Source organism: Bacillus sp. AL-1R, from assembly GCF_052180195.1.
Classification (GTDB): domain Bacteria; phylum Bacillota; class Bacilli; order Bacillales; family Bacillaceae_G; genus Gottfriedia.
The window spans coordinates 2,461,032-2,482,186 of record NZ_CP197469.1 but is presented as its reverse complement, the minus strand read 5'-3'; the positions used below and the strand labels follow the sequence as shown (position 1 = coordinate 2,482,186).

General features: G+C 37.2%; 18 protein-coding genes and 1 pseudogene. 16 read left to right on the top strand and 3 right to left on the bottom strand.

Going from position 1 to position 21,155, the window contains the following annotated elements:
* Nucleotides 1-8: 8 nt before the first annotated feature.
* Entirely contained in the window at nt 9-920 is a 912-nt protein-coding gene (locus ACSBO6_RS11585; protein WP_286138227.1) for a DMT family transporter, read from the top strand.
* Between the two features lie 198 nt (nt 921-1,118).
* On the opposite strand, the gene ACSBO6_RS11580 is transcribed toward ACSBO6_RS11585, so the two are convergent.
* A complete protein-coding gene (locus ACSBO6_RS11580; RefSeq protein WP_498843389.1) occupies nt 1,119-1,466 on the bottom strand; it encodes a DUF3862 domain-containing protein in 348 nt (115 codons plus the stop codon).
* A gap of 248 nt (nt 1,467-1,714) precedes the next feature.
* Nucleotides 1,715-3,310, bottom strand: a complete 1,596-nt coding sequence (locus ACSBO6_RS11575; RefSeq protein ID WP_098843785.1) for a peptide chain release factor 3 — start codon at nt 3,308-3,310, stop codon at nt 1,715-1,717.
* A gap of 318 nt (nt 3,311-3,628) precedes the next feature.
* Between ACSBO6_RS11575 and ACSBO6_RS11570 the strand changes: the two genes are divergently transcribed.
* The 9 genes from ACSBO6_RS11570 to ACSBO6_RS11530 all read left to right on the top strand — a co-directional run bounded on the left by ACSBO6_RS11570 (nt 3,629) and on the right by ACSBO6_RS11530 (nt 16,415).
* Nucleotides 3,629-4,006 (top strand): DUF3992 domain-containing protein, encoded by a 378-nt coding sequence (locus ACSBO6_RS11570; RefSeq protein WP_098843786.1) that lies wholly within the window; start codon nt 3,629-3,631, stop codon nt 4,004-4,006.
* Nucleotides 4,007-4,032: 26 nt separating this feature from the next.
* Nucleotides 4,033-4,368: a DUF3992 domain-containing protein gene (locus tag ACSBO6_RS11565; RefSeq protein WP_098843787.1), complete on the top strand. Its 336-nt coding sequence runs from the start codon at nt 4,033-4,035 to the stop codon at nt 4,366-4,368.
* A gap of 94 nt (nt 4,369-4,462) precedes the next feature.
* Nucleotides 4,463-8,563, top strand: a complete 4,101-nt coding sequence (locus ACSBO6_RS11560) for a collagen-like protein (protein WP_498843388.1) — start codon at nt 4,463-4,465, stop codon at nt 8,561-8,563.
* Between the two features lie 152 nt (nt 8,564-8,715).
* Nucleotides 8,716-9,162: an S-Ena type endospore appendage gene (locus ACSBO6_RS11555; RefSeq protein ID WP_498843387.1), complete on the top strand. Its 447-nt coding sequence runs from the start codon at nt 8,716-8,718 to the stop codon at nt 9,160-9,162.
* 167 nt (nt 9,163-9,329) lie between these two features.
* Nucleotides 9,330-9,701, top strand: coding sequence for a GntR family transcriptional regulator (locus ACSBO6_RS11550; RefSeq protein ID WP_098846113.1), 372 nt, complete (start codon nt 9,330-9,332; stop codon nt 9,699-9,701).
* A gap of 12 nt (nt 9,702-9,713) precedes the next feature.
* Nucleotides 9,714-10,586 carry an ATP-binding cassette domain-containing protein gene (locus ACSBO6_RS11545; protein ID WP_098846112.1) on the top strand — a complete coding sequence of 291 codons (873 nt, stop codon included), beginning with the start codon at nt 9,714-9,716 and terminating at the stop codon, nt 10,584-10,586.
* Nucleotides 10,583-11,284 (top strand): hypothetical protein, encoded by a 702-nt coding sequence (locus tag ACSBO6_RS11540; protein WP_098846111.1) that lies wholly within the window; start codon nt 10,583-10,585, stop codon nt 11,282-11,284. Before ACSBO6_RS11545 ends, ACSBO6_RS11540 begins: the two co-directional genes overlap by 4 nt.
* 108 nt (nt 11,285-11,392) lie before the next feature.
* The gene (gene tsaA, locus ACSBO6_RS11535) at nt 11,393-11,851 is read left to right on the top strand and encodes a tRNA (N6-threonylcarbamoyladenosine(37)-N6)-methyltransferase TrmO (RefSeq protein WP_098846110.1); all 459 of its coding nucleotides are present in this window, start codon (nt 11,393-11,395) and stop codon (nt 11,849-11,851) included.
* Between the two features lie 463 nt (nt 11,852-12,314).
* On the top strand, nt 12,315-16,415 hold the full coding sequence (locus tag ACSBO6_RS11530; RefSeq protein ID WP_098846109.1) for a S8 family serine peptidase: 4,101 nt from the start codon (nt 12,315-12,317) through the stop codon (nt 16,413-16,415).
* Nucleotides 16,416-16,689: 274 nt separating this feature from the next.
* Here the strand turns inward: ACSBO6_RS11530 and ACSBO6_RS11525 are convergent, their stop codons facing one another.
* Nucleotides 16,690-16,872: a hypothetical protein gene (locus tag ACSBO6_RS11525; protein ID WP_098846108.1), complete on the bottom strand. Its 183-nt coding sequence runs from the start codon at nt 16,870-16,872 to the stop codon at nt 16,690-16,692.
* A gap of 399 nt (nt 16,873-17,271) precedes the next feature.
* Here ACSBO6_RS11525 and ACSBO6_RS11520 point away from each other — a divergent pair, with 399 nt between their 5' ends.
* The 6 genes and pseudogenes from ACSBO6_RS11520 to lsrK all read left to right on the top strand — a co-directional run bounded on the left by ACSBO6_RS11520 (nt 17,272) and on the right by lsrK (nt 21,138).
* Nucleotides 17,272-17,475 (top strand): hypothetical protein, encoded by a 204-nt coding sequence (locus ACSBO6_RS11520; protein ID WP_098846107.1) that lies wholly within the window; start codon nt 17,272-17,274, stop codon nt 17,473-17,475.
* Between the two features lie 3 nt (nt 17,476-17,478).
* A complete protein-coding gene (locus ACSBO6_RS11515) occupies nt 17,479-17,601 on the top strand; it encodes a hypothetical protein (protein WP_498843386.1) in 123 nt (40 codons plus the stop codon).
* 475 nt (nt 17,602-18,076) lie between these two features.
* Nucleotides 18,077-18,361, top strand: coding sequence for a DUF3784 domain-containing protein (locus ACSBO6_RS11510; RefSeq protein ID WP_098846106.1), 285 nt, complete (start codon nt 18,077-18,079; stop codon nt 18,359-18,361).
* 278 nt (nt 18,362-18,639) lie between these two features.
* Nucleotides 18,640-18,813 (top strand): hypothetical protein, encoded by a 174-nt coding sequence (locus tag ACSBO6_RS11505; protein WP_180232926.1) that lies wholly within the window; start codon nt 18,640-18,642, stop codon nt 18,811-18,813.
* A gap of 599 nt (nt 18,814-19,412) precedes the next feature.
* Nucleotides 19,413-19,571, top strand: a pseudogene (locus ACSBO6_RS11500) (sugar-binding transcriptional regulator); the annotation flags it as partial.
* A 4-nt stretch (nt 19,572-19,575) separates the two neighbouring features.
* Nucleotides 19,576-21,138 carry an autoinducer-2 kinase gene (gene lsrK, locus ACSBO6_RS11495; RefSeq protein ID WP_098846105.1) on the top strand — a complete coding sequence of 521 codons (1,563 nt, stop codon included), beginning with the start codon at nt 19,576-19,578 and terminating at the stop codon, nt 21,136-21,138.
* Nucleotides 21,139-21,155: the final 17 nt, after the last annotated feature.

The window sequence follows — 21,155 nt, the reverse complement described above, 5'->3', positions numbered from 1 at the left end:
GGACTTAAGTGAATTTTTTTAAGGGAGCATTGTATTTATCTTTGGCCGCAAGTATTTGGGGGATGACTTATGTAGTTAGTAAAGTTGTATTAGATAGCATTTCTCCATGGTTATTACTCGAGATGAGATTTCTTTTAGCTTTATTATCATTAGGAGTAATCAGTTTTTACCAAAAAAGCTGGAAAATAAATAAAAAAGATTTGGTTCCTCTCGCAGTTATTGCTTTAGTCGGCTATACTGGCTCAATTGGTTTTCAATTTGTTGGTACAAAGCTTTCAGGCGCAGCAATGGGCTCATTAATTACTTCAGCATCACCTGCATTAATATCATTATTTGCATTTTTTATTTTAAAAGAAAAAATTAATAGCCGAAAAATTGTCTCATTAATTTTGGCAACAATTGGAGTGATCGTTGTCATTGGATTACCAAAGGGAGATTCAAATTTAGGCGCATATTTTGGAAATCTCATTCTAGTAGGAGCAGCAATTACTTGGGCATTATATACTGTTCTAAGTAAAGTTCAGACAAATAAATATTCATCATTAACCGTAACAACTTGGGCGACAGTATTTGGCGTAATTTTCACATTACCTTTTACGATTATTGAACAAAGTAAACATATAACTCACTTACCATCAAATAGTTGGATTTGGATGGGTGTCATATTTTTAGGAACAATCTCAACTGCTGGTGCCTTTTATCTTTGGAATAAAGGGTTTGAATTTATTGATACTTCCACTGGATCATTATTTTTCTTTTTACAACCATTAATCGGTACGATCTTTGGTTATTTTTTATTAAATGAAGAAATTAATCCTTCTTTTTTCATAGGAAGTATTCTAATTGTTGTGGCTGTTTATTTATCGATTAAAGAACCTAAGCAAAAAACGACGCTTCAATATAACTCAGAAAAAGCTTGAAACAGTTAAAAGCCGTTGAATACTCGACTGCTTTTTTTATTGGCTAATTTACCTAACTATAAAATCTTAAGAATAGATGCAATGAATTTTAAGGAGCTAATGTTGATTAAAGATAAACATGTAATTTAAAAGAATAAAAGATAAAATGCAACCACAAAATAGACGCCCAATAATGGACGCCGATTCTACAGTATTTATCTATTTTAGCCCGACTTGAGCTTTTGCCATCAACTTACCGTCTTGGAATGTAAAGTTAGCGTTAGCTCCCGTTGATCCTTTACCGGAATACGTATAAAGAATCGTGTATCCTGGCTTACCTTTCTCTCCAGCTTCGCTCATTACTTCGCCTTTACCACCGATTATTTTAAATACTTCCTCCGTTGTCATGCCATTTTGAATCTTTTCGAACTCTGCCTTCGTTATAATAACGGATTTACCCGTAGCTTCTTTCGATTCAGTTGTTGACATAAACGAGCAGCCACTAGTGACAATTAATCCGGTAGCAATAACTGTCCCTATAGCTATGCCTCTAAAAGTTTTTTTCATATAACTCCTCCTAAAATTGGGAAATATTTACTGTCTATTAAACCTATTCAACTAGTACGATAATTATCCTTAATAAACGTAGATTAGTGCAGTGTTGTACACTCATTCCTACTAAATTAATTTCTTATCGAACTACTGGTGTGTTTTAGCGGGAGTTTTAAGTAGTAAAGAAGAAGGAGGGTTAATACGGAGTTTTATGGATTGTGATATGAAAAAAGAAGACCGAAAAAATCGGTCTTCTACGTCAATTAATCAACTTGTATTTCATTATTAACATCAAGCGCTTCAACTAATTCTAATTCCTCGTGACGTTCTTTAAAACGATTGAAAGTAAATTCATTTGCAAATAGGAATAGTGGACGTTCGAAACGGTCAAATACTAGCATGTTACGCATATCTTGATATTTCTTAAGTCCTTTTACGTCATCTGTTTTAACCCATCGAGCAATATTGAAATCAACATGGTCTTTACGGATATCAGATCCATATTCATTTTTTAAGCGGTATTCAAATACTTCAAATTGAAGTTGACCTACAGCACCTAAAATAACTTCATTGAATTCATTTTTATAAACTTGAATTGCACCTTCTTGAGCTAATTGCTCCACACCTTTATGGAAATGCTTAGATTTTAATGAGTTAACTGGGCTAACTCGTAAGAATAACTCAGGTGGGAAAGTCGGTAATGGCTCAAAGAATAATTTTTGTTTGCTAGATGTAATTGTATCTCCGATTTGATAAGTACCTGAATCGTAAATACCAATGACATCACCAGCGTATGCACGGTCAATCGTTTCACGGTCATTAGCCATCAATTGTGTTGATTGACTTAATTTAATTTGTTTTCCTGTACGAGAAAGCATTACGTTCATTCCACGTTCAAATACGCCAGAACAAATTCGCAAGAAAGCAATACGATCACGGTGAGCAGGATTCATATTAGCTTGAATTTTAAAGATAAAGCCACTAAACATTTCATCAGTTGGATTAACTACACCATTAATCGTTTTACGAGGTCCTGGTGCAGGTGACATATCTAAGAAATGATTTAAAAATGGAGTTACCCCAAAGTCAACTAATGCTGTTCCGAAGAATACAGGAGTAAGTTCTCCATCTTGAACTAATTCTAAATTGAATTCATTTCCTGCTCCTTCTAAAAGATCAACTTCATCACGTAAATTTTCTAAATTTGAAGGTTCTAAATGTCCTTCTAACTCAGGACCATGTACACCGTCTTGACCAAGTTTAATCACTTCATCTTTACGGAAAAGATGAACTTCATTTTCTAATCGATCATAAACACCTTCAAATTGCATGCCACTACCGATTGGCCAAGTAACTGCAACTGATGGCATACCTAGAACTTCTTCCAATTCTTCCATTAATTCTAATGGATCTTTAGCTTGACGGTCTAATTTATTCATAAAGGTAAAAATAGGAATACCACGTAAACGACAAACTTGGAAAAGTTTCTTTGTTTGTGCTTCAATACCTTTTGCAGCATCAATTACCATGACTGCAGAGTCAACAGAAGTTAGTACACGATATGTATCTTCACCAAAATCATTATGACCAGGAGTATCCATAATTGATACCATTTTTTCATCGTATTCAAACTGCATAACAGAAGAAGTTACTGAAATCCCACGTTGCTTCTCGATTTCCATCCAGTCAGATTTTGCATATTTTGAATTTTTTTGAGCTTTTACTGTACCTGCTTCACGAATAGCTCCACCGTGAAGTAGTAATTTTTCAGTTAAAGTTGTTTTACCTGCATCCGGGTGAGAGATGATCCCAAAAATACGGCGTTTAGCAACTTGATTCATTAATTCTTGATTTGCCATCTATTATAATATCCTTTCTAAATCAAAGATCATAAACAAATTTTTACATCTTATCTATTATACTAGAATTCAACGATTGATGAAACATTTAGTAACCAAGTTATAAATAAAGTATTCCCAAGTAGTGAAATAAGAATATTCTTTTTTATCGTTTATTTTGTAATTTTGCATTTAACTAAGCAATTTTTAAAATGATAATCTATCACCGATCTATGTGTGGTAGATTCGATTTTTTATGACAAATGTACAAGCATATACATGACACTTTGCTTATTATAAGTAGATAATATGCATTTTTTCTTAGAAAGGAAGTAATTTATGGCGTCTTCATGTAATTGTTCGGCATCAACTTTAGCTTGCTGTCACGAAAAGATATTTGTTCAGGACCAGGTATGTACATCTTGGCAAGCAGTAGGAGATACAATAACCGCTACACTTCCACTTTTTCAAAATAATTTTAACCAAAATATTATAGGGACTGGTTTTATTAAGTATGACGTAGGTTCTATTGCTACACCAATACAAATAGTATTTTTAAACTCTGATGGAGGCACGATTAAATCCGAAGTTGTCACACTAGGTTCTAGTTTATCCTTTACAATTAGATGGTTTGATGTAATACAAGCTGTAGTCCCTATTGGGGCAGGTATATTATTTCAAGGGGAGTTTTGTATTACAATTCGTTATTCTGTTTAATTCATGAAAATGAGGAGACAAAGCAAATGTGTAATGGTAAAAGTCGTTGCTCAACTAAGAATATATTTCAAGATAAAGTTTGTATATCATGGCAAGTGAATACACCCGGAATTAATACAATTTTTACAAATAATATCGCTCCAATTATTTTTGCTACAGGCTATTTTAAAAATGATACCGGAACAGATAGTATCGTTGTTAATTTTTTAAGAGGAGGATCAACAATTGAGTCTCTAACTGTCCCTCCACAAAGTAGTGTTGCTTTCTCAGAAAAGCTATTCGATGAAATTCAAATTGATACAACAGGTTTAACAGGGGTAGTAGAAGGGGAGTTTTGTACAACGATTAGATATTCAATGTAATAGTTATTAATTCATTTTATCTAAATCGTATTGTTCTAAAATTCTTTTGAACAGCCTTATGTAATGAAATGAGGAAGTTAGAATGGTTTCCTTTATGAATAATAATAATGAGAATAGTAATAAAATTCCTTTCGTAAAAGGGATTGAATCCAATTCGAATAAATGTAGTTGTTCTAGTAGTTTTTCTTGTAATGGGATTAAAAGAGTTGGTCCTACAGGGGTAACTGGGATCACAGGAGCTACAGGAACGACAGGAGTAACCGGAGCAACCGGAGAACCGGGTCCAACCGGAGAACCAGGTCCGACAGGAATAACGGGAGCAACAGGAACGACGGGCGTAACTGGAGAACCGGGACCGACCGGAATAATGGGAACAACCGGAATGACAGGCCCGACAGGAGAACCGGGTCCAACCGGAGCAACGGGGTCAACTGGAATAACCGGCCCGACAGGAGAACCGGGACCGACCGGAATAACGGGAGCAACAGGAACGACGGGCGTAACTGGAGAACCGGGACCGACCGGAATAATGGGAACAACCGGAATGACAGGCCCGACAGGAGAACCGGGTCCAACCGGAGCAACGGGGTCAACTGGAATAACCGGCCCGACAGGAGAACCGGGATCAACAGGTCCAACCGGCACAACGGGAATAACAGGAACAACGGGAGCAACAGGCTCAACAGGAATAACCGGAATGACAGGCCCGACAGGAGAACCGGGACCGACCGGAATAACGGGAGCAACAGGAACGACGGGCGTAACTGGAGAACCGGGACCGACCGGAATGACAGGCCCGACAGGAGAACCGGGTCCAATCGGAGCAACGGGGTCAACTGGAATAACCGGCTCGACAGGAGAACCGGGATCAACAGGTCCAACCGGCACAACGGGCTTAACAGGAATAACCGGCCCAACCGGAGAACCGGGATCAACAGGTCCAACCGGAACAACTGGAGTAACAGGTCCAACAGGAACGACGGGAGTAACCGGAGCAACCGGCTCAACAGGAACAACGGGAGCAACCGGCTCAACAGGAATAACCGGAATGACAGGCCCGACAGGAGAACCGGGACCGACCGGAATAACGGGAGCAACAGGAACGACGGGCGTAACTGGAGAACCGGGACCGACCGGAATAATGGGAACAACCGGAATGACAGGCCCGACAGGAGAACCGGGTCCAACCGGAGCAACGGGGTCAACTGGAATAACCGGCCCGACAGGAGAAACGGGACCGACCGGAATGACAGGCCCGACAGGAGAACCGGGTCCAATCGGAGCAACGGGGTCAACTGGAATAACCGGCCCGACAGGAGAACCGGGATCAACAGGTCCAACCGGCACAACGGGAATAACAGGAACAACCGGAGCAACCGGAGAACCGGGTCTAACCGGAATAACCGGCGCAACGGGTTCAACGGGAATAACCGGCCCAACAGGAACAACCGGAGCAACAGGCCTAATAGGAACGACGGGAGTAACCGGCTCAACAGGAATAACCGGAATGACAGGCCCGACAGGAGAACCGGGACCGACCGGAATAACGGGAGCAACAGGAACGACGGGCGTAACTGGAGAACCGGGACCGACCGGAATAATGGGAACAACCGGAATGACAGGCCCGACAGGAGAACCGGGTCCAACCGGAGCAACGGGGTCAACTGGAATAACCGGCCCGACAGGAGAACCGGGATCAACAGGTCCAACCGGCACAACGGGCTTAACAGGAATAACCGGCCCAACCGGAGAACCGGGATCAACAGGTCCAACCGGAACAACTGGAGTAACAGGTCCAACAGGAACGACGGGAGTAACCGGAGCAACCGGCCCAACCGGAATAACGGGAGCAACGGGAACGACGGGCGTAACCGGAGCAACCGGCTCAACAGGAATAACGGGAGCAACGGGAACGACTGGAGTAACAGGCCCAACAGGAACGACGGGAGTAACCGGAGCAACCGGCTCAACCGGAACAACTGGAATAACCGGCCCAACCGGAGCAACGGGAGCAACGGGAATAACCGGAATAACAGGAGCAACCGGAGAACCGGGACCGACCGGAATAACCGGTGCAACTGGAGTAACGGGGTCAACCGGCTCAACCGGAACAACTGGAGTAACAGGCCCAACAGGAACGACGGGAGTAACCGGAGCAACCGGCTCAACCGGAATAACGGGAGCAACAGGAACGACGGGCGTAACTGGAGAACCGGGACCGACCGGAATAATGGGAACAACCGGAATGACGGGTCCAACAGGAATAACTGGAACGACAGGCCTAACCGGTCCAACTGGGGCAAAAGGAGAAACAGGCTCAACCGGAATAACGGGAGCAACAGGAACGACGGGCGTAACCGGAGCAACTGGAGAACCGGGTCCAACGGGAATAACGGGAGCAACCGGAATAACGGGAGCAACCGGAACAAGCGGAATAACGGGAGCAACCGGAACAAGCGGAATAACGGGAGCAACGGGAACGACGGGCGTAACCGGAGCAACTGGAGAACCGGGTCCAACGGGTGCAACTGGAGCAACCGGAGCGACGGGAATAACCGGCGCAACTGGAGGAACGGGAGCAACCGGCGCAACAGGAATAACGGGAGAACTGGGTCCAACCGGAACAACGGGGTCTACAGGTACAACGGGAATAACCGGCGCAACCGGCATAACAGGAATAACCGGCCCAACCGGAGCAACGGGTGCAACTGGAGCAACCGGAACGACAGGAGAAACAGGCATAACAGGAATAACCGGCGCAACGGGTTCAACGGGAATAACCGGCATAACAGGAACAACCGGAGCAACCGGCCCAACAGGAACGACGGGAGTAACCGGAGCAACCGGTTCAACAGGAATAACGGGAGCAACGGGAACGACGGGCGTAACTGGAGAACCGGGTCCAACGGGTGCAACTGGAGCAACCGGAGCGACGGGAATAACCGGCGCAACTGGAGGAACGGGAGAACTGGGTCCAACCGGAACAACGGGGTCTACAGGTACAACGGGAATAACCGGCCCAACCGGAGGAACTGGAGCAACGGGTGCAACTGGAGCAACCGGAACGACAGGAGAAACAGGCTTAACAGGAATAACCGGCGCAACGGGTTCAACGGGAATAACCGGCATAACAGGAACAACCGGAGCAACCGGCCCAACAGGAACGACGGGAGTAACCGGAGCAACCGGTTCAACCGGAACAACTGGAGTAACCGGAGCAACCGGAGCAACCGGCTCAACCGGAACAACTGGAGTAACAGGCCCAACAGGAACGACGGGAGTAACCGGAGCAACCGGCTCAACCGGAACAACTGGAGTAACAGGCCCAACAGGAACGACGGGAGTAACCGGAGCAACCGGCTCAACCGGAACAACTGGAGTAACAGGCCCAACAGGAACGACGGGAGTAACCGGAGCAACCGGCTCAACCGGAACAACTGGAACAACTGGAATAACCGGCCCAACCGGAGCAACGGGCGCAACGGGAATAACCGGAATAACAGGAGCAACCGGAGAACCGGGACCGACCGGAATAACCGGTGCAACTGGAGTAACGGGGTCAACCGGCTCAACAGGTCCAACGGGAATAACCGGAATAACGGGAGCAACCGGAACGACGGGCATAACCGGACCAACCGGAGAACCGGGTCCAACCGGAACAACGGGAATAACCGGCGCAACCGGAGGAACTGGCGCAACGGGTGCAACTGGAGCAACCGGAACGACAGGAGCAACCGGAGCAACGGGTTCAACAGGAATAACTGGCCCAACCGGATCAAGTTTTAACACATCTGGTTCAGCAGCTAATACTTCTGGAGCAACTATTGCAATTACACTTTTAGGTCCTTCACCTATTCCGTTTCCGAACGCCCAAAATTTATCAGCAGATATTTCAGTAAACAATCCAACAGCCACCATTTTTACAATTAATACGAGTGGTAGATATTTGATAACTTATCAAGTGTATCCTACATTGACATTATTAACGACTTTTCAATTATTTCGAAATGGGGTTGGGGTTGCGGGGACGAATATTAATGCTGCAATTGGTTTAAGTTTAGTCAGTAATCAAGTGATTATTAATATTAATGCAGGTGATACGGTACAAGTGATGGTGTCTGCTACTTTAGCGGCTACAGTATCGTTAGCAGCTGGTACGACCGCTGCGACAATTTCCATTGTTAGAGTAGGATAATTTATAATTTTTTAAATTTGACAAGTGACTACAAGTTATTTGAAAAAGCTTAATAGTGGTCACTTTTCTTTTTAAGATTTATATACTAAAAATAGGACTTTCCAATATTTTCAAGTACATAGTTTTTTATTTTAAAAAGTGAGGGATAAAAATTGAAACAGAAAAGACCTGATGTACCAAACTTACCTAGTATTACATTACCAGTTTCCTCCCCATCATCTTTACGACCAGTACCTCCTCCAACACCACCTACCCCACCAGTACCAATTCCTACAAAATGTGATTCATGTATTCCAATTGATCTTTGTGGAAATATTTTGATTCAAAATAATTATGAAAAACCAGTAGAACTATGGAGCATAGGTGGAAATTTAGCTGCGTTAGCAACGATTTCAGTATACAATAGCGAAGGCAGTACTGGACCGATTACAATCGAAGTAAATAGCGATATTAATCATATAATTACTGTGTTACCAGGTAATACGAGTAGTTATACTAGCCAATTTATTAAATCTGTGAGCATACTACAAATTGGTCAATCCGAAATCTATTTAGAAGGAAAATATTGTATAGCTGGTAAAATTTTCGATAAAAAATAAACACATAGTAGTTCAACATGAGCTTATTGCCTAATCGCATTAAGCTTTTTTTATATCATCCAAAAATAGGCGTACTAAATAAAATCACTTTACATATGATTAAATTAGTAGTATGGTTAGTTACATAAGTAACTAACCGAATAACTAACCATGAAAGGAAGGTGCTAATGAAACCGACATTAGATGAATCACAGCCAATATTTCAACAAATTGCGGTTATGATTATGGACGAAATTATAGATGGAAGAATTAAAGAAGGGGAACAAGTGCCTTCAACAAATGAATTATCTCGTTTTTTTAATATTAATCCGGCAACTGCAAGGAAAGGTCTTCAAGCATTAGTTGATAAGGAAATTATTTTCAAACAAAGAGGTGTAGGTATGTTTGTTTCAATAGGAGCAAAAGAAAAGTTACTTTTAGAACGTAAACAGCAGTTTTATGAAGACTATGTAGCACCTTTACTTAAAGAAGCCAAGAGAATTCATTTAAATGAAGAAATGGTAATTGAATTAATAAAGAGAAAAAGCGACTCGAATTAGGAGGGGTAAAAATTGATCGAAATAAAAAATTTGACATATGGATACAAGCAAACACCAGTTTTAACAGATTTCAATTTAATTGAAACAGAGCCAAGTATTATTGCATTATGGGGAAGAAATGGTGCAGGAAAAACAACTTTGATGAGCTTAATTGCTGGGCATTATCAACCAAACGAAGGTTCTATGAAAGTCTTAGGAGAAGAACCTTATAATAATTTAAATGTACTAGAGAATATTTGTTATATCCAAGAAAATCATCCATTTGGTCATAACTGGAGAATAAATGATTTGTTAAAATACGGAAGGTATTTTCATCCTAAGTGGGATCAACAATTTGCAGAACATTTAGTTCAAGTTTTTGAATTACCTAAAAATAAAAAAATCACTAAGTTTTCAAAAGGTATGAAAACGGCAGCTCAAATCATTTTAGGATTAGCTAGTAACGCAAAAATTACAGTTCTCGATGAGCCAACTAATGGGCTAGATGCAGTTAAAAGAAACCAGTTTTACGAAGCATTAATGGAAAGTTATGAAGAAAATCCGAGACTCATTTTACTTTCAACACATCATATCGAAGAAATTCAACCATTATGTGAAACAATAGTTGTAGTAAATGATGGAAAAGTACTATTTCATGAACAAATGGAAGTTATGCGGGAGAAAGGATTTATTCTTTCTGGAAATATCGATTCAATCGAACAAGTAACGAAAAATATTTCGATCCTTGAATCTTCCAAAATCAGTTCGACTAAAAAAGTAATGGTCGATGAATTATTTTCAAATAAGTGGAAAAAAATCGCTGAAGAATACCAGCTTAGAATTGAAAAAGCTACCCTTCAAGACTATTTAATAAATAAAACAAAAAATAAAGAGGTGAAAAGATGAATTCGATAAGAGGCACTTATCAATTAGTTTTCGATGAATTGAAATGGTATTTTAAAATATTTTCTTTAATTACGTTGTTGCTATCAGTTGTTTATATATTAGTTAGCATAATTTTTAACATCCCTTCACAAAGTGGAGCAGCTTTGTTTGGACCGATTTATGGGGGGATTAGTACATTTGCGGTTGCAGGATTGGTCATTCCTTTCCAAGTCGCCATCGGATTAGGTAGTACAAGAACTCAGTTTTTAAAATCTTATAATGTAATGTCAGTTTTAATGGTAATTACAAGCATAACTTACTTAAATGTAATATATTACATTATGAAAGTATTATTAGATAAAGGAATAAATAGTTTTCGTCTTTATCATCCAGCGGAATTAGTTTCATTAAAATATCATTTCTTTACGTATTATTGGATCGACCTAATGGTTGGATTTATGATACTAGGACTTTCTTCTTTTATTGCTGTATTAGTTAGAAGATTGGGGATCCTTTATTTTCTGATTGCACTAGTTTTACTAAGTATTTTACTAACTTTCTTATCAATAAATGGTATTAGTTCAGACTTTTTTACTTGGATTATAAAGATTAAACCAATCAATTTATTTACTTGTATTGGATTGTTAGGAGTAGTACTACAATTATTTACATTTCCAATGATGATTAATGCACCTTTAAAAATGAAAGGTAGAAATTAATATCGATTCAAGAAAAAGTATGTGATGGTTGCATACTTTTTCTTTTATATATAGTTGACGAATAATTCTGTATAATATACACAAGTACAATTTTTAGGAGATGAAATGATGTCATTTACAATTAATCCGATTGCTTTTGTTAAAAATACAAGAAAAGAAATTGAAGACGACAACTGGGGTTCAATTATTTCTGAAATCGAATTAGTAGAAGAGTTTAATGAAGAAGCATTAAGAGGAATAAGTGATTTTTCACATTTAGAGATTATTTTTTATTTCGATAAAGTGAATGATGAAGCGATCCAATACAATGCTAGACATCCTAGAAATAATACTCATTATCCAAAGGTTGGAATTTTTGTTCAAAGGGGTAAAAACAGGCCCAATAAATTAGGGTTAACATCAGTAGAACTTTTAAAACATAGTGGCCGCATTCTTACAGTGAAAGGGTTGGATGCAATCGATGGTACGCCGATCATTGACATCAAACCAATTATGAAAGAATTTCTTCCGAAAGGCGAGATCAAACAAGCAGACTGGTCAAAAGATTTGATGGAAAAGTATTGGTGAATAAATTTTAGTAAGATAAAGAGTTTTCTTTAATGTTTTATTTGGGAGAACTCTTTTTTTTATAATACTAGTCCTTATTAAAACAATCCTAGAAGTTGAGATGCCACGCACTTCCTCCTTTGCCTTGCCCCGCATATGTTCTACTTAATAGTTAAAAATTTTTAATTTAGAATTAAGTTAGAACAATTATATAAGTCAAAGATACTGATTTCCCCCAAGTTAGTTAACGGATTTTTTTCATTAAATTACATAATTCTACATCTTTATATAAGTAATGCTTGAACTTTTTGTGAGATTCTACTAATATCGACATTTAATTTATGGTACAAAATCCTACGCTAATGAAAATTCCCCCAATACTTTTCATGAAAAACTCTAGCTATAATCTAAGTTAAGTGATTTTTCTGAAAAATTACAAATTCCGTTGCAATCTTTCATTTTAGAAAAAGTTGGAGGTTATTTAATGAAGGGGTTAAGTAGTAAGTTTTTTCAAACTACATCTGTACTGGTTTTAGCTAGTAGTACAATTTTGGGATCGACTATGATTAGTAAAAAGACAGCAAGTGCGAACTCAGGTGAAGCAGAAAGTATTCTTCAATCACTTACACCAGAACAAAGGGAGGCCTTGAATCAATTAAAACTTGCTCAATCAAATACAGGTTTGCAATTATCTGATGACATCGACTTATCAAGTGATAAAGAAGTTTCTGTAATTGTTGAATTTAAAGAACTTCCAGCCAAAGTAGCCCAGTTAGAGAAGGCTGTAGAAGGAGGGTCAATTTCATTAGAAAAGGCGAAAGAAAATGTAAGAAAGTCTCATGCTCACTTTAAACAAGAATTACAAGAAAAATTAAGAAATAAAGTGAAAGCAAGTAATGAAGAAATTCAGATTAAATATACATATCAGAATGCTTTTAACGGCGTTTCATTGACACTTCCAGCAAATCAGATTAAGGATTTACTAGACTTGGATACAGTTAAAGCTGTTTATAGCGATTCAACAATACAAATTAAGCCACCTGTTGAACCAGTAAAAGAGAAGGAACAAACAAAAGTTGATAGTTTACCATTTTTAAAGATTGATAAATTACATGAGGAAGGTTTTACAGGTAAAAATATTAAGATTGGCGTAATCGATACGGGTATTGATTATAATCATCCTGATTTGAAAGATGCATATAAGGGTGGTTATGATTTTGTAGATAATGATAATGACCCGATGGAAGCTACTTATGATCAATGGAAAGCTTCGAAAAAAACAGAATTTCTTAATGGGAACTCATATTACACTGATCACGGTACGCATGTTTCTGGTACGATTGCTGGTCAAGGGAAAAATAGTTCTGATTATAAAGTAACTGGAGTAGCGCCTGATTCAGACTTATATGTATATCGTGTATTGGGTCCTTATGGCTCTGGTTCGAATTCAGCAGTAATTGCAGGGATAGATCGTTCGGTTGCTGATGGAATGAATGTAATTAATCTTTCGCTAGGAGCCTCTTTGAATGATCCACTAGAAGCAACTAGCTTAGCAATTGATAATGCAGTTTTAAATGGTGTTACGGCTGTCGTTGCAGCAGGAAATTCGGGTGATAGTATGTACACATTAGGCTCTCCAGGTGCTGCAGCACTTGCATTAACTGTAGGTGCGAGTTCTGTTCCTAGTAAAGTTACTACATTTAGGAGTAAATTTTTAGTAAACGGTCAAGGTACGGATAGTATTTTACAATTGATGACTAAAAAATGGACAGATGATTTTACGAATATGTCTGGAAAAACATTTGATATTGTAAATGTTGGAGAAGGTGGTCTAACAGATTATACAGGAAAAAATGTTCAAGGTAAGATTGCATTTGTAGCACGTGGAACGTATGCGCTCGTTGATAAAATGAACTATGCAAAACAAAATGGAGCTGTTGGTGTAATTATTTACAACAACAATGTCACTGAAGGACAAATACCATATTATTTGGGAGAAAGTAATGATCATATCCCGGTATTTTCCATGACGAATAAAGACGGCTTGGCGGTAAACGATTTATTGAGTAAGGGTACTACTTCAGTTACACTAGGGGAAATTGGGGAGTCTGAACTTACAGGTGATGATTTAGCTAGCTTTAGCTCTAGAGGGCCATCTGGAACTTTATATGATATTAAACCTGAAGTTACAGCACCAGGTGTTGATGTACTATCGACTGTTCCTGCGTATATCAATAATAAAAATGATGCAACAGATTATTCATCTGCATATTTACGTATGTCTGGAACATCAATGGCAACTCCACATGTTACTGGAATAGCTGCATTACTATTACAAGCACATCCTGATTATACTCCTGCTGATATTAAAACCATATTGATGAATACAGCGGATCCGTTAAGAAGTAAATACAGTGTGTTTGAAGTTGGAGCAGGAAGAGTAGATCCTTATGAAGCGATTTATTCACGCATCCAACTTGGAGTTCAAGATACAACGCCGTTTATTAAAAATAATGAAAAAGTAAATATAGATGAACAAACGGGTGGACTTAGCTATGGATTTATTCCAGTAGATATTAATTCAATTTCGAAAACTACAAATATATTAATCACAAATCATACAGATAAAATGCAAAAATATAATATTTCGTTAGAGTATAATGTTGGAACACGTGGGTCTTTAGATGCTAAAGCAAACGGAATTAAAATAACAATACCTAATGAAATTAAAATGAAAAAGAATAGCCAGGAGATGATTCCGGCAACACTTACGATCCCAACAACTGCTAGTAAAGGAACATATGAAGGTTATATTCATGTTGTGAATGAAAAAGATCCAGATGACAATTATCAAATTCCATTTGGCTTTCGTTTAGTAGAAGAAGGATTTGAATATTTCAAAGTCCATTCTCCAAGCATCTCTACAACTCGTGATAATGCACCATATAGCGTTAAGGCGTCTGATTTAGATTTTAAATTAAATTCGCCAATGAAAACATTAGATTTTATTTTAGTAGATTCAAAAACAAATAAAGATTTAGGAATAATCGGTACAATTAACGTTTCAAGTGCAGGAGTTGATAAGGATCTCTACATTCAAAAAGCCTTTACAGGTAGATATTTTCCATTTACAGGTAATGCAAAGAAACCGGTTGGCTACACATCAATCCTAGCAACAGAAGGGTTATACAAAATGAAAGTTATTGGTACAAATTTAGATGGTAAACAGTATACAAAGATAGACCAAGTATATATTGATAATAATCGTCCAACTTTTACATTAGATGATACTAATGCACTACCTAAAGGTGATCTGCCATTTGTTGAATTAGCACCAGGTCAAAAAACAGTCACATTATCTGGGAGTGTTTTAGATAATGAAGCAAATGAAATGGAAAATTCGGGTATGAATGTAACCCAAGCGACTAATAAAGCTTGGTATGGTCCTAACTCTCCAGCTATTGGTATCGCGACTGATCCTAATGGTAAGTTTACGAAAGAAATATCTGTGGATTCTCCAAACCCAGTCAATATGCTCCAATTTGTTGCGTCGGATCGAGCTGGTAATTCAACGATGGCAAAAGTTGTTTACTATATGAAACCAGGAGCACAATATATTTATGCCAAACCAAATAAAGAATCCTTTTCGATGGGTGATCAAATAACATATACGTACTATGCACATGGTTTACAGAATGCAAAAGATCTAACAATTAAACTAGATTACACATCAAGATTTTTTAATTCAGTAGAATTTAATAAAAATAAAGCTTTATCTGATGACACTCAATTTACAGTTACTACAACAGGAACTTCTAGCAAATCAAATACAATTAATATAAAGGCACCTGGAGACGGTATAACTGGTGATATTCCATTGTTTGATATGAAAGTAGATACGAACAAAGATGTATTTGTAAACGTTAATAGTTCTTTTTTCTATATCACTTCTTCTTCGTATAAAGATATAAACGGTAAAACAGTAAACCCGTTTACACAGGTTGGTTATTTACCAAGCTACCCAGCTTATTCAGATGCTACCGCAAAAATCAACGCAGCAGGATTGTTAAATGCAAATGGCAGTTTTAACTTTACCATTGACTACACTACTATCAGTGCACAAGCAAAAGCAAGAGATTCCAAAGGTGAATACTATTCTGGTGAAATCCAAAAGAATGGAAACATAGTCTTCAATAAACTTCCAATTACGGAACAGTTATATACAGTCATCATAGATGTCCCAGGTCATTTTACAACATACACACCTATGGAAATCGGCCGAAAAGATCGTGATATTTTTATTGGAGAAAGTATTTCTTATCCTACAGTAAGAGAAAATGCTGGGGATCTTAACAAAGATAATGTAATTGATATTTATGATGTAATACTTCTAGAACAAAATTGGGGAACGAATAACAGAAACTCTGATATTAATTTTGATGGAAAAGTTGACTCATTAGATTTCAAGTTACTTGAAACAAATTATTTAAAAGAGAATGATTATGTATTAGATACTCCTACTGGTGTTAAAGAGTATAATGGAAAAACAATTGATTCCATTAAGAAGTCTTTAGGAATCAATTAAATTATGAACCTATCCCTTTTGGATAGGTTTTTTGATTTAGATGTGATGGTTTATTTATATTTTGTGGATGTAAATGGGATTTTAGTTGAAAAAGGAATTAACGGTTTAGATAATTTTTTTAGGATATCTAATCCTTAGTATGGCAATTGGTTCATTACTATTTAGTTTCTTCACTTTTTTATATGGATTAAATTCTACACCTTATCTTTCATTACTACTATGTATTGCGATGGGTCCTGTTATCAATTTCGAGATGTTCTCAACAAACGGCGTTTCAAACAAGTGTGGATAGTGCAGTCTTAACAAAGGTATACGCTTCAAGAAGTATCGTTTTATCAACCATTACAAGCTGTTCAATAGCGCTAATCGGTTTTATTGCAGATAAATTTGGAATCAGATCTGTGTACATTTTTGGATCAGTATTAATAGCAATTTCTGCATTGCTATCATTTGCCATAGCTCGGATACAAAAAAAGACTGGGTCATCATCGGAAGTTTCATTATAAGATTAAACGAGAAGTTAATCGCAGTTTTACCACCCGACTTACAACATATGGATTACTTCAATAGTCATTTTTAATCTCAAAAGAAAAATACGTCTTTTATCAAGGGTGATCTGGATCAATTCAGATCTTTTTTACTTTTTTCAATTATTTCTATTAAACTTTAAAAATCATAAACAGGATAACAGTATTAAAATAGCTAATAGAAATAAGGATAACCAAAATAGAAATATATTTTATTAAGTAATGAAAAAACTAATTTGTCATAAAATGAACGCCATACCATTAGGCCTGTACTGGAGCGTAAATATTTGCCTCCTGGAGTCGTTGGTAAATGTAAGGAGTGATTGTTTTTGAAAGTAATGTTTGCAATAGTTTCAATTAGTGTATTGATACTTGGAATGTCTGGTTTATCAGCATGTACAAACGATAATGATAAACCAAAAAAAGAACAAGTAAGTGTAGCAAAAGAAAAATCTATAAAAAAAGAATCAGGAGATAATCTACTAGTGATATCAAAAACTAGTTTAGGTGATGGATACAGTATTGAAGAATAGAGCGTGGACCTTGTAGAAAAAGAATGGTTAAAAACTACTATTCAATTAAATCGTGACCACAGTGGACCATTATTCTTACGAAGTGAAAATGAAAAATCAATTTTATATATTTATCTAATCGCTTAGATAAAGAGTTCCACGAGATTAAATTTTCTACGAGCAACGAAACCATTACACTTTCTTATAAATCAGAGGAAATCAAAGGATATAAAGCGGATTCACTATTTGTCATTTGTTCGGAAGATGAGAAAGGCACAGATCGACCAATACAAGTTATTGAAAATGGTAAGCAAGTTGATTCTATTAATGTCGGTATAATTGATTAATTTTAATTTTCCTAAATTTTTACGGAAAAGGACGTGTGAGATTGAACTTGATGTAAGTTCAAGAAAGATAACAACAATGAAAGTAATTAAAGTCCTTGAGTTTATGGATAAATTTGCAAAGTTACTATATGTATTGAAATGCTGTTCAACTAACCCCAGCGATCGTTGAACAAAATGGCAGATAAATTAGATACGGATCAATTATTTGAAGGGAATATCATTTAATTCCATCATTAACATATTATAGAAAAAAATGTAAACAGGGAGATGAATTGATGGACTACGAATTATTGATTATAGGGATAGCACTTTTACTTGTGTCTTACTTAGTCGCTGTAAAAAAACAAACATGGTTGTTAGCTGGTTTTAATGAGAAAATGATAAAAAATAAGTCCTTGTTAGGTAAAGTTGTAGGTGGAGGTTTTTTTCTTCCTCTAAGCTTGTTAGTAATTTTCAATAGTTTTATGGATTATCCTTATGAAATAACGGTTCTTATCATAATAATGTTGATTTTATTAACAATGGTGTACTTATTTATTAATAGAAAATTACTTGATTAATTTAACTGAAGCACTTCGATAGTTTACTAAGTTAACAGAATAATAGAATGAACTAGTCCTAACAGTTGACAGGACTTAAGTAATATCAAAAATAGTTCTAGGGTAGGTAGTTTGTTTTATTTAACATCCAACAGGAGCAAATTACTTCACAATATACATTCTACATGTTAGAATTTTCAGAAATATAGTTATAAGAAACTTGTGACTATGTTTATCGTTTAAAATTGTAAGCCAAAGGGAAAGATAATCATGATAACTTTGAAAGGGAGGAATGAAGAATGGATGTCAAATTTACATCAAAGGAAGTCATTACTCAGATCAAGAAGTTACATAACGAAGGGAATTCTCTACGTAAAAAAGAGGTAAAACAAAATTACCCTGATTTAATGAGGAGTGCTTTGTATTATTACCCAAGTTGGCAACATGCTGTAGATGAAAGTAAAGTAAGCTAAAAAATCTAATTTCTAAAACGACAATCGAATGACATGACTCTGAAAAAAGCATAACCACCAGTTAAACTGGTGGTTATGCTTTTTTTATTTAAAACAAAATTGCTCTATTTAGTTATGTCACCGATTCTATTTACAACCTGGCCCATTTTCCGCGAATGAGCTTGAGATTTAATGTAAGGCTCTGTCTTTTTAATTATATTTCTTGGTGCCAATTGAAAGGGCATAATCAAACACTTTGCTATAGCAAGAAGAGGTCAATATTCTTACAGCAAAATTAAAAAAATAATACCAGTCGGAAATAAATTATTGAATGGCCGTAAACTTATTTTAAAAGGTCTTATTATCAAAATTACGGATATATTTCTAATAAGCAACTGAACAATTTTTTTCATTGTGTACTTTTGTTATAGGGTGTAGTAATAGAACGTAGCCTGGTAACTACTATAAAGAGAACTTAACTTATAATGAGATCTCTGATTTACTAGAATTGTCAAGGGCCAAGGTTGAAGGGTGCTGAATACAGTCGGCGATATTTTTGGTCAATTTTACGATCAAAACGGCTAAATTATTGTTTTGCAAACTAAAAAAGGTTAGTCGGAACGGACTTGAAAACCCTAATATCTTTAAATGTTAGTGATTTGCCTGGTGGAGAGAAAAAAATTGATGCCATCTATGGAGGATTAAAAGATAACTATATTAAGACGTTAATTACAGATGAAGCTACAGTTATTTCATTACTCAATATGGAGGTGAAATAAATTAATGGTGTATATTCTGGCATTTGATGCTGGTACCGGTAGTATCCGCGCTGTTTTATTTGATCAATTAGGAAATCAAGTTGGGTTTTCACAAATAGAATGGAACCATTTATCAAATGAAAAGTATCCAGGATCTATGGATTTTGATTGGGAAACAAACTGGAAATTAGTCGTTCAGTGTGTAAAGTCTGTTATTGAAGAAACAGGAGTTAACGCAAAAAATATAAAAGCGATAAGTGCTACAAGTATGAGGGAAGGAATTGTCCTTTATGATGAAACGGGTAAGGAGATTTGGGCTTGTGCAAATGTAGATGCTCGAGCTTCTGCTGAAGTCAAAGCATTAAAGGAATTAGATTCTGAATTAGAATACAAGATTTATAGGTTATCAGGTCAAATGTTTGCATTAGGAGCACTACCTAGGCTTTTATGGATAAAAAATCATTTACCAGGGATTTATGAAAAAGCCACTCACATGACGATGATTAATGATTGGATTCTTTATAAATTGTCAGGGAAGCTACAAGTGGATCCTTCAAATGGGTGTACTACAGGGATATTTGATATTGAGAAAAGGAATTGGGAAAGTGATGTAGTAAAAATGTGCGGACTAAAAAATAATTTATTTCCGCTGGTAAATGAAGCTGGTACCGTTATCGGTTACATGACGGATGAGGTAGCAGCGTATACAGGTTTGAATTCAGGAACTCCGGTTATTTGTGGAGGCGGGGATGCTCAAATGGCTTCTGTTGGTGTCGGTGCGGTAAAAGCGGGTCAAGTTGTTGTATCAGGTGGATCATTTTGGCAACAGGAAGTCAATGTGAGACAGCCTTTAGTTGACAAAAGTGGCCGTATACGGGTTAACTGCCATGCAGTGCCTGAATTATGGCAGTTAGAAACCATTGCTTTTTTCCCCGGGCTTGTAATGAGGTGGTTTCGTGATGCTTTTTGTGATTTGGAAAAAGCAGAAGCAAAAGTGACTGGTAAAGACCCGTACGAAATTTTAGAAGAAAAGTCAAAAAATGTTCCAATCGGAGCAAATGGGATTATTCCTATCTTTTCAGATACGATGAATTATAGCGCTTGGCGCCATGCATCTCCATCATTTATTAATCTCACTCTAGATCCTCTAAAGACTGGTAAAAAAGAAATGTTTAAATCGATTCAAGAAAATGCTGCGCTTATCACACTAGGAAACTTAAAGACTATAGAAGAAGAAACTGGTTTTTATCCAAGTGAAGTTATTTTTACAGGTGGTGCTTCGAAAGGAAAGCTTTGGAGCCAAACACTTGCAGATGTCCTTGGAGTACCAGTGAAAGTACCTGTAGTTAAAGAAGCAGCAGCATTAGGCACCGCATTATATGCGGGGATTGGGATAGGAATTTATGAGAATATCCATCAAGCAGTTAAACAAGTTATAAAGTGGGAGAGGACATATATACCTAACAATGAAAACCATGATCAATACTTAGAAATCTATGAAAAATGGAGAAGTGTATATGTAGAACAGCTTCAACTTGCTGATCGTGGTTTAACGACTCATATGTGGAAGGCACCTGGTCTAAAGTAATGTGAAAGGGTGTGAAG